This window comes from Stenotrophomonas sp. Steno-Z4 (assembly GCF_056393145.1).
Window position 1 is genome coordinate 341,869 of sequence record NZ_JBWJPC010000004.1, and the last position, 12,874, is coordinate 354,742.

Here is a 12,874-nt window from a genome sequence, read left to right on the forward strand (position 1 = left end):
GCGCGCTCATGCCCCGGCGCTGGCCCGGGCCTGCAGCTGCTGCACCACCTGCCACCAGCCAGCCAGCGTGGTGTGCTCGGCCAGGTGGCCGAACTCCAGGGCGATGCCGGTGTTGCTCCAGGCCAGCACCAGCCCGAGCACCCGCATCGAATCCAGGCCCAGGTCCATCAGGTGGTCGTCATCGCCGACGGTGTCGGGGGATTCGCCGAGCATGCCGGCCACATCGGCGCGCATCCGTTCCAGGGTCAGGGGTGCGGTAAGGGTGTCAGTCATGCCAGGCGCTCCAACAGCTGGTCGGTGGTCATCGGCACGCCGCAGGTGCGGGCGATCCAGTGCAGCGCCAGGTCATGGTCGGCACGCGAGAAATCGGCCACCGCGTCGGCCGCGATGAACGCTTCGATATCGCGCTGGAATGCTTCGGCCACGGTGGCGGTGCAGCCGATGTGCGCGTACACCCCGGTCACCAGCAGCTGGTCGCGGCCGCGTGCGCGCATCATCGTCTCCAGGTTGCTGCGCTGGAAGGCGCTGTAGCGGTGCTTGACCAGCACGTGGTCGCCTTCGGCGGGTGCCAGCGCAGCGATGATCGCCTCGTGTTCGCGGGTTGCCTGCATGCCCGGCCCCCACAGGTCCGCCTGCAGGCCGCGATCACGCCGGTCCTGGTTGCCACGCTGGGCGGTGTAGAACACCGGTATGCCCTGCGCCCTGCAGTGCGCGACCAGCCGTACGATGTTGGCGGTTGCCGGGGCCAGCGGTGCGGCATCGGCGCCAAACGCGGCCAGGAAGTAGCGCTGCATGTCATGCACCAGCAGCGCGATGCGCGCCGGGTCAGGCTGCCACGGTCCGCGCGGAGTGGGCAGTTCGGCCGCCATGGGCAGCGCGTAGGATGGAATGGTGGGCAGCGCCATCAGCGCGGTTCTCCTGTCTGTTCGATATGGCGCGCGCGCAGCTGCGCACGCAGTTCGCGGCGGCTGACCTTGCCCACCGCCGTGGTGCCGAAGGCGTCCACGAAGACCACCTGGTCCGGCACCTTGAAGGCGGCAAGACCGCGGCTGCGCACCCACGCCTTCAGGCTGGCCGCGGTCGGGCGCTCGCCACGCGTGATGACGAAGGCACAACTGCGCTCGCCCAGGTACGGATCGGGCATGGACACCACCGCCGCGTCGAAGACGCTGGCGTGCGCGAGCAGGTGGTCTTCGATCTCCTCGGCCGAAATCTTCTCACCCGCACGGTTGATGTGGTCGCCGGCGCGACCCTGCACCACCAGGTAGCCGCCCGGCAGCTGCTGGACCCTGTCGCCGGTGCGATAGAAACCATCTTCGGTGAACGACCGCGCGTTCGCGCCGGGGTCGTTGTGGTAACCGCGGATGGTGTAAGGGCCCCGCGTCAGCAGGTGGCCCACCTCGCCCGGCGCGACCGGGTGGCCGTGGTCGTCCACCACCAGCACTTCATCGTCGGGCGAGATCGGGCGGCCCTGGGTGCTCAGCACGCATTCCGGCGCATCGTGCAGGCGGGTGTAGTTGACTAGGCCTTCGGCCATGCCGAACACCTGCTGCAGCTGGCAGCCCAGCCCGTCGATGACCCGGCGCGCGGCTTCCGGCACCAGCTTGGCCCCGCCGACCTGCAGCACCTGCAGGCTGGACAGGTCATGCGGGGTGCTGGCTGCGGCCTGTGCCCACAGCAGCGCCAGCGGTGGCACCAGGCCCACGCAGGTCACCCGCTCGCGCGCGATCAGCGGGAACGCGGTGTCCGGGCCTGCGCCGGGGCTGAGCACCACCCGTGCCCCGGCATACAGTGCGCCGAAGAAGCCCGGCGAACTCATCGGGAAATTGTGCGCGGCCGGCAGCGCCACCAGGTACACGCTGTCGCGGCCGATGCCACAGATCGCGTTGCTGGCGCGGAACGAATACAGGTAGTCGTCGTGGGTGCGCGGAATCAGCTTGGGCAGGCCGGTGCTGCCACCGGAGAGCTGCAGGAACGCCACCGACTGCGGGTCGGGGTCTGCCGGCAGCGCGTCAGCGGATCCGGCCAGCCCGGCGACGGAAAGGAATTCCGCTGCATCGCCGACAATCAGCACGTGGCGCACACTGGAGATGGACGCCTGCAGTTCGCGCGCGAGCGTGCGGTAGTCGAAACCCTCATATGCCGACGCAGCAATGTAGGCGCTGGCTTCGGCCGTGCGCACCACGTGCGCTATCTCGGTCAGGCGATGGGCCGGCAGTGCATATACCGGGATCAACCCGGCGCGGAACAGCCCGCAGACCACGCTGACGAATTCGACCGTGTTGCCCAGCTGCACCACCACCCGGTCACCCGGCGCCAAGCCAGCGGCCAGCAGGCCCGCACCGATGCGCCCTGCCTCCTGCCACAGCTGTGCGTAAGTCAGGCGGGTCTCGCCGCCGACCACGGCCACGTCGTCGGCGAACTGTGCGGCGCGCTCGCGCAGGAAACCGGGGAATGTTTCGCCACGCCAATAGCCGGCGGCGCGGTAGCGGGCGACCAGCGCCGGCGGCCAGGCCTGGCGCAGTGGCACACGCACCGGAGAAGCGACTGCATTCATCAGAGTGTCCATCCTTCAATCCGTAGGGCGGCGTCCGCGCCCAGCGCGGCCAACAAGGCCCCGAACTTCACCCCGGTCTCGGCAACCTCCGCGGCCGGCTCCGAACCGGCGACGATGCCGGCGCCGGCATGGATGCGGGCCTGGTGGCCCTGCACGCGTGCGCAGCGGATCGCCACGTACCAGTCACCGTCGCCGTGCGCGTCCATCCAACCCACCGCGCCTGCATAGAAGCCGCGCTGCACCGGCTCAAGGCGGCGAATGGTATCCAACGCCAGTGCGGCAGGCGTGCCGCACACCGCCGGCGTGGGATGCAGTGCAGCCAGCAGCGTGGCCACCGAGGTGGACGGATCGCGCAGGCGTGCTTCGATGCGCGTGCCCAGGTGCCACAGGGTGGTGGTGGCGTGCAGGGTCGGCCGCGCTGCAGCGTCGATCCAGTCGCAATACGGACGCAGCGCCGCCACGATGGCGTCGACCACATAGCGGTGTTCGTCATGGTCCTTCGCCGAGCCCAACAGCGCGCGGGCCGCCTGGGCGTCCTCATCCGGATCCGGGCGACGCCTGGCCGAGCCGGCCAACGGATGCGAAAACACCTGCGGTCCACGGCGCGACACCAGCAGCTCCGGGCTGGCACCGACCAGCCATGCTGGCGCATCGCCGGCGGCCACCGGCAGCGGACACAGGTAGGTGACCGCGTCCGGGTCCTGGCCCAGCCGCGCCACCAACGCACGCGGGTCGATCGCCGCGCGGCTGTGCACACGCAGCGTGCGGGCCAGCACCACTTTCTTCAGCTCGCCATCGCACAGGCCTGCCAGTGCATGCCGAACCGCGTCCGCGTACAGCGCAGCACTCGGCTCGGCATGGATGTCGCCGCTGAATGGAAGCGCCGGCGCGATTGCTTCCAACGCACCCTGCGCCAGTGACGCGGGCTGGTACAACGCATCGTCACCCTCGGGATCAAACGGCAGCACGCCCAACAGCAGTGCCGGTGCGCGCCCTTCGTGCGCGAAGAAGGTCCGCGCGCGGGCATCCAGCGTCGCGGTGCCGCCGGACGGAAGCGTGGCGTGGCAGCCACGTGCATCCAGCGTGCGCCCAGGCAGGCGCAGCAGGAAGTGCTCCGCTGCATCGCCGGCACCGGGATCGCACGCCTGCGCGATGGTGTCGCTGTCCGCGCGCAATGCGTCGTTCATGCCGCGCGCCTCCCACCCAGCGTAGCCGCAGCCGCCAGCCCCAACAGCACCAGACCCACCAGCAGGTACGGCGCACTGGGGGCCGCGCGATACAGCAGCGTACCCAGCATCGGCCCGATCACCATGCCCAGTCCCTGCACGGAAGCCACGGCACCGGCAGTCGCGCCCTGCTCGTGCGCCTGCACCGAATCGGCGGCCAAGGCCTGGAACGAGGGAAACACAAACCCCATGCCGAACGCCGCCACCGCATAGGTGGCCAGCAGCTGCCAGGGCGCCTGTACCAGCGCCACCGACGAAAACCCGATACCGGAGATCACTGCACCCAGCGCGATCCAACGGCGTGGCGGCATGGTCTTGAAGGTCATCACCAGCACCTGGGCCACGATCAGCCCAGCCCCGACCGCCGTCAGTGCCAGGCCGGCCATGCGCGCGCCGGCCGCCGGCGCCAGCTGCAGGCGGTCGATGGCGAAGAACCCCACTGTTACCTGTGCAATGGTCACCGAGATCATCGCCGCGAACACCGCCATCACCGGCAGGCGCAGGCGCCGGTCATGCCACGCCAGTGCCGCACGCGGGCCGCTGGCGGGCGCCGCCGGTGGTGGCGCCGACGGCAACCGCCAGGCGATCACCAGCAGCGCGAGCACCGGCAGCAGGGCGGCTACGTACAACGTGAGCGCAAGATCGTGGAACGCGACCCAGCCCGCTGCGGCGGGCCCGATCACCATGCCCAATGCATTGGCGCTGCCCAGTTTGGCCATCGCGCCGGCACGCTGCCCGGGAGCGGCTTCGTCGGCCACCAGCGCCGCGGCAGTGGGCGGCACGGCCGCATAGAACAGGCCGACCAGGGCGCGCGTGCCCACCAGCACCAGCACCGACAGCCACACCGCCGGCGGTGCCTGCAACGCAGTGTCCACGAACACCGCCATCACGATATAGATCACCGCATACGCGGCCAGTGCGATCAGCAGTACACGGCGGCGCCCGATGCGGTCGCTCAGTGCGCCCCACCGTCGGGCCGACAGCATCCACAGCACGCCGGCCGCGGTGACCGACAACCCCGCATGCCATTCGGACAGCCCCAGCAGGCGCACCACCGGGCCGATCACCGCCACGAACGCCATCATCGCCATGGTGCCGACCCACGCGGCGAAGACCAGAGCCGGCAAGCCGGATACCACGGGAATTGAACGCATGCATCACCACGACCGATCAGGATTGGACACGCACCGCGCGACGGCGGGCGTTTGATTGATTCGGCTTCGTCGATTCAAGGACCGGCGTGGCTATCGCTTCAAATGATAACAGCTCGCATTTAGGTTTGCGCGATCAATGGTTCCGGTGTTCATGATGCGGATCAACGCCGTCTTCCGCCGGCCCGACTAAGCTGCTGGCAACGTTCCACGGACATTCCCCCATGGCGTCACCTCCCCTGCCCGCACTGCTTGCCGACGCACAGGGCTTCTCGCTGCAGATCCTCAGCCTGGCCGGTGAACTGTGGAACGGCGAGGTGCGCGAGGTGAGCATGCCCGGCAGCAACGGCCGCTTCGGGGTGATGGCCCGGCACGCACCGCTGCTGGGCACGCTGCGCGAAGGCATGGTGTCGGTGTATCCGCTCACGGCCGAACCGCCGCTGCACGTGTACGTGTCCGGTGGTTACGTGGAAGTGCAGCCCGGCAAGGTGATCGTGATGGCCGACCTCGCCCTGCGCAGCGATGATCTCGATGAAGCACGCGCACGCGTGGCCGCAGAGGCCGCACGCTCACCGATGGCACAGGCGTTCACCGACGAGGACTACGTGCGCCTGCACGCCGAGCTGATGCACCAGCGCGCCCTGCAGCTGCGCGTGCTGCCCTGGAAATAGCACCTCCGCCTTCACGCGAGCCCCACATAGACGTGCTCATGCTGAACAGGCGGTAGTGATAGATGACGCATACAAGATGTTGCATGGATACAGCGGCCTTTGGACCGGAGGATTCGGTCCCTCGCTGATCCTGGTACGACGTTGTGGTGCTACGGGGGTCGTGCGGTCCACCCAGTTCCGTTTCGGAGTCCAGTCATGACAGCCATTACCCCATGCGGCCCGCGCCGCATGCTCGTTACGGCCATCGCCGTGACGCTCGCGACCCTGCCCCTTGCTGCAGCAGCAGGCACGCTCACCGGCCCCGGCAGCACGCACACCATCCAGCCCGGCGACCTGCGTGAGGACTGGACCGTGTCCGACGGCGCCGAACTCACCATCGCCGCAGGTGGCCTGGCAGGTCCCACCCAGGTCGACAATGCGAGCCTGATCGGCACCGACGTGGACATCAGCGGGCTGTTCGGGATCCGCGTCGCCAACGGCGGCAGCGCCGACATCAACGGCGGCACGATGACCTTCACCTCTCCCTTCGCCGACGCTGGCGGGGTCTCGTCTGGCAGCACCATGGGCATCAACGCGGTGACCGTCACTTCCGCCGGGCGCGGCTTCAGCGCCACCGGCGACGGCAGCGAACTCACGTTGACCAACACGACCATTACCGCCGGCGGCGAAGCGCTGCAGGTGGACGATGGTGCACTGCTGGTGCTGGACAACGTACAGGCCAGCTCGGATGGCAGCGCCAGTGGCGCGCTCGGCTACGGGCTGGAGATGGCCGGCGGCACCGCCCGCGTCAGCAACAGCACGCTGTCGGGCTCGCTGGCCGGGGTGGCCATGACCGGCGGCGAGCTGGTCATGGACGCCTCGACGATCACGTCCAGCGGCACCGCGCTGTCGATGGTCGGCACCGGCACGGCCGGGCCTGCCGCAACGCTGTCGGGCTCCCAGGTGGCCGGCAGCACCGGCGCCACCGTCACGCGCGGCGCCAGCCTCACCCTGGTGGGCAGCCAGGTGCGTGGCACGGCGGGCAGCGGCAGCGGTGCCAACAACGGCGTGGGCGTGGCGCTCAACAATGCCACGCTGGTCGTCTCGCAGGGCAGCACCCTGGAGGGCAGCAACAGTGCCCTGTCGATCACCGGCAGCGCGGCCGGCACCAGCAGCGTGGTGGTGGACCAGTCGCGCCTTGTCTCGACCAACGGCCCGGCGATTGTCATGCCGCAGTCCGGCAATGCCGACCTCCGCATCGCCAACGGCTCCACCGTCGAGGCCGGCAACGGCGTGATCCTGCAGGTGGGGTCAGGCGCTACGGCCAACCTGGAGGTGGTCGCTTCCGCGCTGGTCGGCGACATCATCGGGCAGACCCGCGGGACCAGCAGCGCCGAGGTCAACATCGCGCTGGGCGAAGGCGCATCGCTGACCGGCGCGATCGTCAACGGCAACACGGTGGCACTGACCGGCGCGCAATGGCGACTGACCGGCGACAGCACGGTGCAGGACCTGTCGTTGAGCGGGGCTTCGCTGCTGGCGCTGGGTGACGGCACCACCTTCAACACCCTGCAGGTCGCCGGCAATTACGTCGGCGACGGCGGCACGCTGCTGTTCAACACCGTGCTGGCCGGCGACGACGCGTCATCCGACCGGCTGCTGATCGACGGTGATACCAGCGGCCAGACCAACGTACGGGTCAACAACGTGGGCGGCGCCGGGGCGCAGACCAGCCAGGGCATCAGCCTGATCGAGATCGGCGGTGCGTCCAACGGCACCTTCGACCTTGCCGGGCGCGCGGTGGGCGGCCAGTACGAGTACTTCCTGTTCAAGAGCGCTGCCGACGGCAACTGGTACCTGCGCTCGGAACTGCCCGACCCGTGCGACGCCGACCCGACCCAGCCCGGCTGTGTCGATCCCGAACCCGACCCCTGCCTGATCGATCCGACGGCGCCGGGCTGCGTGGATCCCGAACCGGACCCGTGCGCGATCGATCCCACCCTGCCCGAGTGCGTGGACCCCGAGCCGGTGCCGGTGCTGCGGCCGGAACCGGGCGCGTACCTGGCCAACCTGCAGGCTGCCGAAGGCATGTTCCGGCTCGGCTACCACGAGCGCCACGCGGGCCAGAACAGCGGGCGTGCCTGGGTGCGCGTGGACGGCGCGCGCTCGCGCTTCGATGCCGACAGCCGCCAGCTCGACGTGCACGGCAGCAGCCAGGCACTCAGCGTCGGCACCGATCTGCTGCGCACCCCGCAGGGCAGCGGCTTCGGGGTGATGCTGTCCAGCGGCAATGCCTCCAGCACCTCGACCAGCACACTGACCGGGTACTACGCGCGCGGCAAGGTGCGCGGGGCCGCATTGGGCGTGTATGCCACCTGGCGCGCCGCCGGCGATGGCGACCCGTACACCGGTTTCTACCTGGACGGCTCGCTGCAGCACGCGCGCTTCTCCAACCGGGTGGAAGGCGCCGCGCTGGCCACCGAACGCTACGACACCCGCGCCTGGCAGGGCGCGCTGGAAGCCGGCCACGCGTTCCGCCTCGGTCGCGGCGAACACGGCGGCGTGTTCATCGAGCCGCAGCTGCAGGTGGGCTACACGCGCTGGAACGATGTGCGCCATCTTGAACAGAACGGCACCCTGGTCACCACCGAGGACGCCAACGGCACCTTCGGCCGCGTGGGTGTCCGCCTTTCCGGCGTGACCCGGTGGGACGGCCTGGCGGCCAGCGTGCAGCCGTACATCGCCGCGCACTGGATCCGCACCGGCGCGGACGCGCGGGTGCGCATGGATGATGAGCGGGTGGATGCACGCATTCCGCGCAACCGCGGCGAATTCAGTGCTGGTGCCTCGCTGGTGTTCGCCAACGGGTTTGGCGCGTGGGGCGGGTTGTCGCTGCAGCAGGGCCAGGGCTATTTCCAGCGCAGCGCGCAGCTGGGACTCAGCTATCGGTGGTGAGCCGCGTGGACAACAGGCCACGCCGCTTGAACCACCCTTCCAGCGGCAGCGTCACCAGCGGCGGCACCGCTGCCAGCAGCGCCAGGCCGACGGCCCACCACGGCCAGCGCAGCTTCACTGCCGCCAGCACGGTGACCACCACGTAGACCATGAAGGCCACGCCATGCACCGGCCCGAACAGCGCCACGCCGGCGGTGGTCGGCTCGGCGGCGTGGTACTTCAGGTACATGCCGACCAGCAGCCCGGCCCAGGTAAACGCCTCGAACAAGGCGACAACGGCAAACACACGACCCATCGGGTGCAACGGTACGGAAGCGCGCAAGACAGTCTCTGCAGGGGCGACAAGGCCGCCCATCATACCGTCTTGCGCGAATGCGACGCTTTCGCACTCAGACGAACATGCCGCCCGATGCTTCCACGCGCTGCCCGTTGATCCACGCCGTACGCGGCGACAGCAGCGCGGCGACGACCGGCCCGATATCGTCCGGCTGCCCTGCGCGACCCAGCGCGGTGTTGCCGGCCACCATCGCATTGATGTCGGCGTTGTCACGCACGTGCCCGCCGCCGAAGTCGGTTTCGATCGCGCCCGGTGCCAGGGTGTTGGCACTGATGCCGCGCGCGCCCAGTTCCCTGGCCAGGTACCGGCTGAAGACCTCGATGCCGCCCTTCATCATCGCGTAGGCCGAACTGCCCGGCAGCGAGAAGCGGGCCAGGCCACTGGACACGTTGAGAATGCGGCCACCATCGGCGATCAGCGGCAGCAGCGCCTGGGTCAGGAAGTACGGCCCTTTCAGGTGCACGGCGACCAGCTCGTCGAACTGGGCCGGCGTGGTGTCGGCGAAACCGGCATACAGGCCTTCGCCGGCGTTGTTGAACAGCCCCTGCAGGCCGGCCGCGCCCCAGGCCTGCAGTTGCGCCTGCACGGCCTCGGCGAAGCCGGCAAAGCCGGCGCTGTCCGCCATGTCCAGCGGCAGCGCGGCGGCACGTCGGCCCAGCGCCTGGATCTGGGCGACCACGGCGTCGGCCGCATCGGCCCGGCTGCGGTAGGTCAGCAGGATGTCGGCACCGTCGGCGGCCAGCGCCAGCGCAGCATTGCGGCCGAGACCGCGGCTGCCGCCGGTGATCAGGACAACGCGTGAGGGGGAGTGGGACATGGGGTGCTCCTGGGTGAGGTGTGACGCCAGACTATTGGCATTGCGCCATCACATAAACCGCGCGATCCTGATTTGACTGTCCAGCCAGAGCGAACAATCCATGGACCGCCTCGACCACCTGCGCAGTTTCCTGCGTGTTGCCGAACTGGGCTCGTTTACCGCCGCTGCCGAGCAGCTGGGCCTGCCCAAGGCCAGCGTGTCGCTGGCCGTGCAGCGGCTGGAAGCGGAAGTGGGCGTGCAGCTGCTGCACCGGACCACCCGCCGGGTGCGGCTGACCGCCGACGGCGCGCAGTTCCAGCAGCGCGCCCGCGACCTGCTGGACGACATGGAGGATCTGCAGGGCATGTTCCGCCGTGACACCCAGCTCAAGGGCCGGCTGCGGGTGGACATGTCCAGCGGGCTGGCCCGGCAGCTGGTGATTCCCCACCTGCCGGACTTCCTGGCCCGCCACCCGGGACTGGAGATCGAGCTGAGCGGCACCGACCGCCGCGTCGATCTGGTCCGCGAAGGCTTCGACTGCGTGGTCCGGGTCGGCCCATTGGACGACAACACGCTGGTGGCGCGCCCGCTGGGGGTGATGCACATCGTCAACTGCGCCAGCCCGGCCTATCTCACCGAACGCGGCGTCCCGCGCGCGGTGACGGACCTGGCGGCGCATGCGCTGGTGCATTACGTGGGCACGCTCGGCCAGCGTTCGCCAGGCTTCGAGTACCACGACGGCCAGGACTACCGCAGCCTGCCGATGGGCGGCGCCATCACCGTCAACAGCGGCGAGGCCTACAGCGCGGCGGCACTGGCCGGGCTGGGCATCATCCAGGTCCCGCGTCTGGGCGCCCGCGCGGCACTGGCGGCCGGAACCTTGGTGGAAGTGCTGCCGGACTGCGTGGCCGAGCCGATGCCGGTGACCCTGCTGTATGCCCAGCGACGGCATCTGCCGCGCCGGGTTTCAGCATTCATGGACTGGTTGGCGGCCCTGCTCACGCCCGAGCTGCTGCGGGCGTCGTGAACCGCAGAACTTGCAGGTAAGCTGGGCGCCCCTCGTGTAACCGTTTCCAGCGCCATGCAGGCATCGCCCGACGTTCTGACTGCCCCCCGCCAGCGCGCCGAACAGCACGCCACCCGTGCGGCGTTTTTCCTGCCCGGCTTCGCCACCGCCGCCTGGGCACCCCTGGTGCCGTTCGCCAAAACCCGTACCGGGCTGGATGAAGGCTCGCTGGGCCTGGTGCTGTTGTGCCTGGGCGCCGGTTCGCTGCTGGCGATGCCCTTGGCCGGCATCCTGGCCGCCCGCCATGGCTGCCGCGCGGTGATGATCGCCACCCTGCTGATGGTGATGGCCAGCCTGCCGCTGCTGGCCATCGCGCCCTCGCCATGGACGCTGGGCCTGGTCCTGTTCGTGTTCGGCGCCGGTGTGGGCGCCTGCGATTGCACCATGAACATCCAGGCGGTGATGGTGGAGCGCGACAGCGGGCGGCCGATGATGTCCGGCTTCCACGCCTTCTACAGCATCGGCGGTGCGGTGGGGGCCGCGGCGATGACCGCGCTGCTGTCGCTGCGGCTGCCACCGCTGTGGGTGTGCGTGCTGGCCTCGATGGCAATGGCGGTGCTGCTGGCGGTTTCAGTGCCGTACTGGCGGCGTGACCGCGCGCCGAGCGGCGCGCCGGTGTTTGCGATCCCGCATGGCGTGGTGCTGGCGATCGGCGTGCTCTGTTTCGTCGCCTTCCTTGCCGAAGGCGCCATGCTCGACTGGAGCGCGGTGTTCCTGCATGAAGTGCAGCAGGTACCGCCGGACCGCGCCGGCCTGGGCTTCATGACCTTCGCCATCGCCATGACGCTGACCCGCCTGGTCGGCGACGGCATCGTGGCGAAACTCGGCCGCCTGCGCGCGATCCTGCTGGGCAGCATCGTGGCCGCGGCAGGTTTCGGCATCGCCACCTTTGCCAGCGCCCTGCTGCCGGCCCTGCTCGGCTACGCACTGATCGGCCTGGGCTGCGCCAACATCGTGCCGGCGCTGTTCTCCATGGCCGGCAACCAGAAGACCATGCCCGAAAGCCTGGCCATCCCCGCCATCACCACGCTGGGCTACGCCGGTGTGCTGGCCGGCCCGGCCCTGATCGGTTTCGTCGCCCAGGCCAGCAGCCTGGTAACGGCCTTCTGCCTGGTGGCCGCTGCCCTGCTGCTGGTCGGCATCACCGCACGCTGGGTGAAGGCGTAGGACCACGCCCTGCGTGCCTGCAACGCTCAATCAATGGGCAAGCGCGTAATCGATTGCCGCGCACACTGCCGCCACCTGTGCATCGTTGCACTGCTGCGGAGTCGCACGCGGGCTGTCCGGATACACCTCGGTGGTGGTGGTGAAGCGCGCGCCGGTGATGCTGGCGCACAGCCCCAGCTTCTTCAGCGGATATTCGATCACGCCCGGCGCCACCACCGGCGAACCGATGATTTCGTTCTTGTCGTCGGCCGGGGCGATGTGGGTGACCTGCTCCACCGCCGCATTGACCGCCTGCTGGAACGCCGGCTGCGGGTTTTCGGTGTCGTCCACCAGGTAGAAGCCATCGGGAATCAGGCCCGGGGCGAACGGCTTGCCATCGCGCGCGGCCAGCGCCGGGCGGAACTCGCTTTCGTCGCTGTCGGTGGTTTCGTGCAGGTCGATGTGCAGCACCATGCCGTCACGCAGGGGTGCCACCAGCGCCATCAGCGCCGCCGATTCCTGCGCCGGGCTGTTGGCCACGAACGAGCGGTTCGGGTCGATCGCATCGGCATTCCAGCGCTGGAAGCGCTCGTAGCCCCACGGGCTCACGCACGGCGCCACCAGCACATTGGCACGCCCGGCGTAGTCGGCCGCACGCGTGGCCAGGAACTGCAGCGCGCCTTCCACGCCGCTGGTTTCGTAGCCGTGCACGCCACCGGTGACCAGCACCGACGGCAGCGCCGGGTTCCAGTCGCGGCTGCGCACGGCAAACAGCGGGTAGCGGTCCGGTGCGTACTCCAGGGTGCCGTACTGGACCACCTCGAACTGGGCGCGCAGCTGGTCCAGCACCGGCAGCACATCGTCGGCATAGCGCCGCACCGGCAACTGCCGCGCCCGCCACTCCGCCTTCTCTGCAGCGCCCCAGGGCTGGCCGGGGGTACCGATGGGATAGAAGCGGGTGTCATTCATGGCAGGGCTCGCGGTTGTCAC

At 69.6% G+C, this 12,874-nt stretch carries 12 protein-coding genes; 4 read left to right on the forward strand and 8 right to left on the reverse strand.

All coding sequences use genetic code 11. The features are described from left to right. Nucleotides 1–6 precede the first annotated feature (6 nt). From AC06E7_RS12290 to AC06E7_RS12310, 5 genes are read right to left on the reverse strand one after another with little or no spacing between them, the layout of a single operon-like run. Nucleotides 7–273 carry a phosphopantetheine-binding protein gene (locus tag AC06E7_RS12290; RefSeq protein ID WP_478064905.1) on the reverse strand — a complete coding sequence of 89 codons (267 nt, stop codon included), beginning with the start codon at nucleotides 271–273 and terminating at the stop codon, nucleotides 7–9. Then, nucleotides 270–905: an isochorismatase family protein gene (locus AC06E7_RS12295; protein WP_478064906.1), complete on the reverse strand. Its 636-nt coding sequence runs from the start codon at nucleotides 903–905 to the stop codon at nucleotides 270–272. Before AC06E7_RS12295 ends, AC06E7_RS12290 begins: the two co-directional genes overlap by 4 nt. Beyond that, a complete protein-coding gene (locus tag AC06E7_RS12300; RefSeq protein WP_478064907.1) occupies nucleotides 905–2,557 on the reverse strand; it encodes a (2,3-dihydroxybenzoyl)adenylate synthase in 1,653 nt (550 codons plus the stop codon). The genes AC06E7_RS12295 and AC06E7_RS12300 overlap by 1 nt, the downstream gene beginning before the upstream one ends. Continuing rightward, entirely contained in the window at nucleotides 2,557–3,744 is a 1,188-nt protein-coding gene (locus tag AC06E7_RS12305) for an isochorismate synthase (RefSeq protein WP_478064908.1), read from the reverse strand. Before AC06E7_RS12305 ends, AC06E7_RS12300 begins: the two co-directional genes overlap by 1 nt. After that, nucleotides 3,741–4,937 (reverse strand): MFS transporter, encoded by a 1,197-nt coding sequence (locus AC06E7_RS12310; RefSeq protein WP_478064909.1) that lies wholly within the window; start codon nucleotides 4,935–4,937, stop codon nucleotides 3,741–3,743. Before AC06E7_RS12310 ends, AC06E7_RS12305 begins: the two co-directional genes overlap by 4 nt. 221 nt (nucleotides 4,938–5,158) lie before the next feature. Here AC06E7_RS12310 and atpC point away from each other — a divergent pair, with 221 nt between their 5' ends. Both atpC and AC06E7_RS12320 read left to right on the forward strand, forming a co-directional pair. Continuing rightward, entirely contained in the window at nucleotides 5,159–5,605 is a 447-nt protein-coding gene (gene atpC, locus AC06E7_RS12315; RefSeq protein WP_478064910.1) for an ATP synthase F1 subunit epsilon, read from the forward strand. A gap of 195 nt (nucleotides 5,606–5,800) precedes the next feature. Then, the gene (locus tag AC06E7_RS12320; RefSeq protein ID WP_478064911.1) at nucleotides 5,801–8,539 is read left to right on the forward strand and encodes an autotransporter family protein; all 2,739 of its coding nucleotides are present in this window, start codon (nucleotides 5,801–5,803) and stop codon (nucleotides 8,537–8,539) included. Here AC06E7_RS12320 and AC06E7_RS12325 read toward each other — a convergent pair. After that, nucleotides 8,523–8,834 (reverse strand): DUF3817 domain-containing protein, encoded by a 312-nt coding sequence (locus AC06E7_RS12325; protein WP_478064949.1) that lies wholly within the window; start codon nucleotides 8,832–8,834, stop codon nucleotides 8,523–8,525. The two genes, AC06E7_RS12320 and AC06E7_RS12325, sit on opposite strands and share 17 nt — an antisense overlap. Before the next feature lie 94 nt (nucleotides 8,835–8,928). Further along, nucleotides 8,929–9,693 (reverse strand): SDR family NAD(P)-dependent oxidoreductase, encoded by a 765-nt coding sequence (locus AC06E7_RS12330; protein ID WP_478064912.1) that lies wholly within the window; start codon nucleotides 9,691–9,693, stop codon nucleotides 8,929–8,931. Nucleotides 9,694–9,793: 100 nt separating this feature from the next. Here AC06E7_RS12330 and AC06E7_RS12335 point away from each other — a divergent pair, with 100 nt between their 5' ends. Further along, complete coding sequence (locus tag AC06E7_RS12335) at nucleotides 9,794–10,699, forward strand: LysR substrate-binding domain-containing protein (protein ID WP_478064913.1); 906 nt, start codon at nucleotides 9,794–9,796, stop codon at nucleotides 10,697–10,699. Between the two features lie 54 nt (nucleotides 10,700–10,753). Beyond that, nucleotides 10,754–11,905 (forward strand): MFS transporter, encoded by a 1,152-nt coding sequence (locus AC06E7_RS12340; RefSeq protein ID WP_478064914.1) that lies wholly within the window; start codon nucleotides 10,754–10,756, stop codon nucleotides 11,903–11,905. 30 nt (nucleotides 11,906–11,935) lie between these two features. Here AC06E7_RS12340 and AC06E7_RS12345 read toward each other — a convergent pair whose 3' ends face one another. Further along, nucleotides 11,936–12,853: a M14 family metallopeptidase gene (locus AC06E7_RS12345; RefSeq protein ID WP_478064915.1), complete on the reverse strand. Its 918-nt coding sequence runs from the start codon at nucleotides 12,851–12,853 to the stop codon at nucleotides 11,936–11,938. Nucleotides 12,854–12,874: the final 21 nt, after the last annotated feature.

Coding starts and splice junctions, on each gene's coding strand:
- AC06E7_RS12290 (WP_478064905.1), bottom strand. CDS start 273: ATGACTGACACCCTTACCGCACCCCTGACCCTGGAACGGATGCGCGCC.
- AC06E7_RS12295 (WP_478064906.1), bottom strand. CDS start 905: ATGGCGCTGCCCACCATTCCATCCTACGCGCTGCCCATGGCGGCCGAA.
- AC06E7_RS12300 (WP_478064907.1), bottom strand. CDS start 2,557: ATGAATGCAGTCGCTTCTCCGGTGCGTGTGCCACTGCGCCAGGCCTGG.
- AC06E7_RS12305 (WP_478064908.1), bottom strand. CDS start 3,744: ATGAACGACGCATTGCGCGCGGACAGCGACACCATCGCGCAGGCGTGC.
- AC06E7_RS12310 (WP_478064909.1), bottom strand. CDS start 4,937: ATGCGTTCAATTCCCGTGGTATCCGGCTTGCCGGCTCTGGTCTTCGCC.
- atpC (WP_478064910.1), top strand. CDS start 5,159: ATGGCGTCACCTCCCCTGCCCGCACTGCTTGCCGACGCACAGGGCTTC.
- AC06E7_RS12320 (WP_478064911.1), top strand. CDS start 5,801: ATGACAGCCATTACCCCATGCGGCCCGCGCCGCATGCTCGTTACGGCC.
- AC06E7_RS12325 (WP_478064949.1), bottom strand. CDS start 8,834: ATGGGTCGTGTGTTTGCCGTTGTCGCCTTGTTCGAGGCGTTTACCTGG.
- AC06E7_RS12330 (WP_478064912.1), bottom strand. CDS start 9,693: ATGTCCCACTCCCCCTCACGCGTTGTCCTGATCACCGGCGGCAGCCGC.
- AC06E7_RS12335 (WP_478064913.1), top strand. CDS start 9,794: ATGGACCGCCTCGACCACCTGCGCAGTTTCCTGCGTGTTGCCGAACTG.
- AC06E7_RS12340 (WP_478064914.1), top strand. CDS start 10,754: ATGCAGGCATCGCCCGACGTTCTGACTGCCCCCCGCCAGCGCGCCGAA.
- AC06E7_RS12345 (WP_478064915.1), bottom strand. CDS start 12,853: ATGAATGACACCCGCTTCTATCCCATCGGTACCCCCGGCCAGCCCTGG.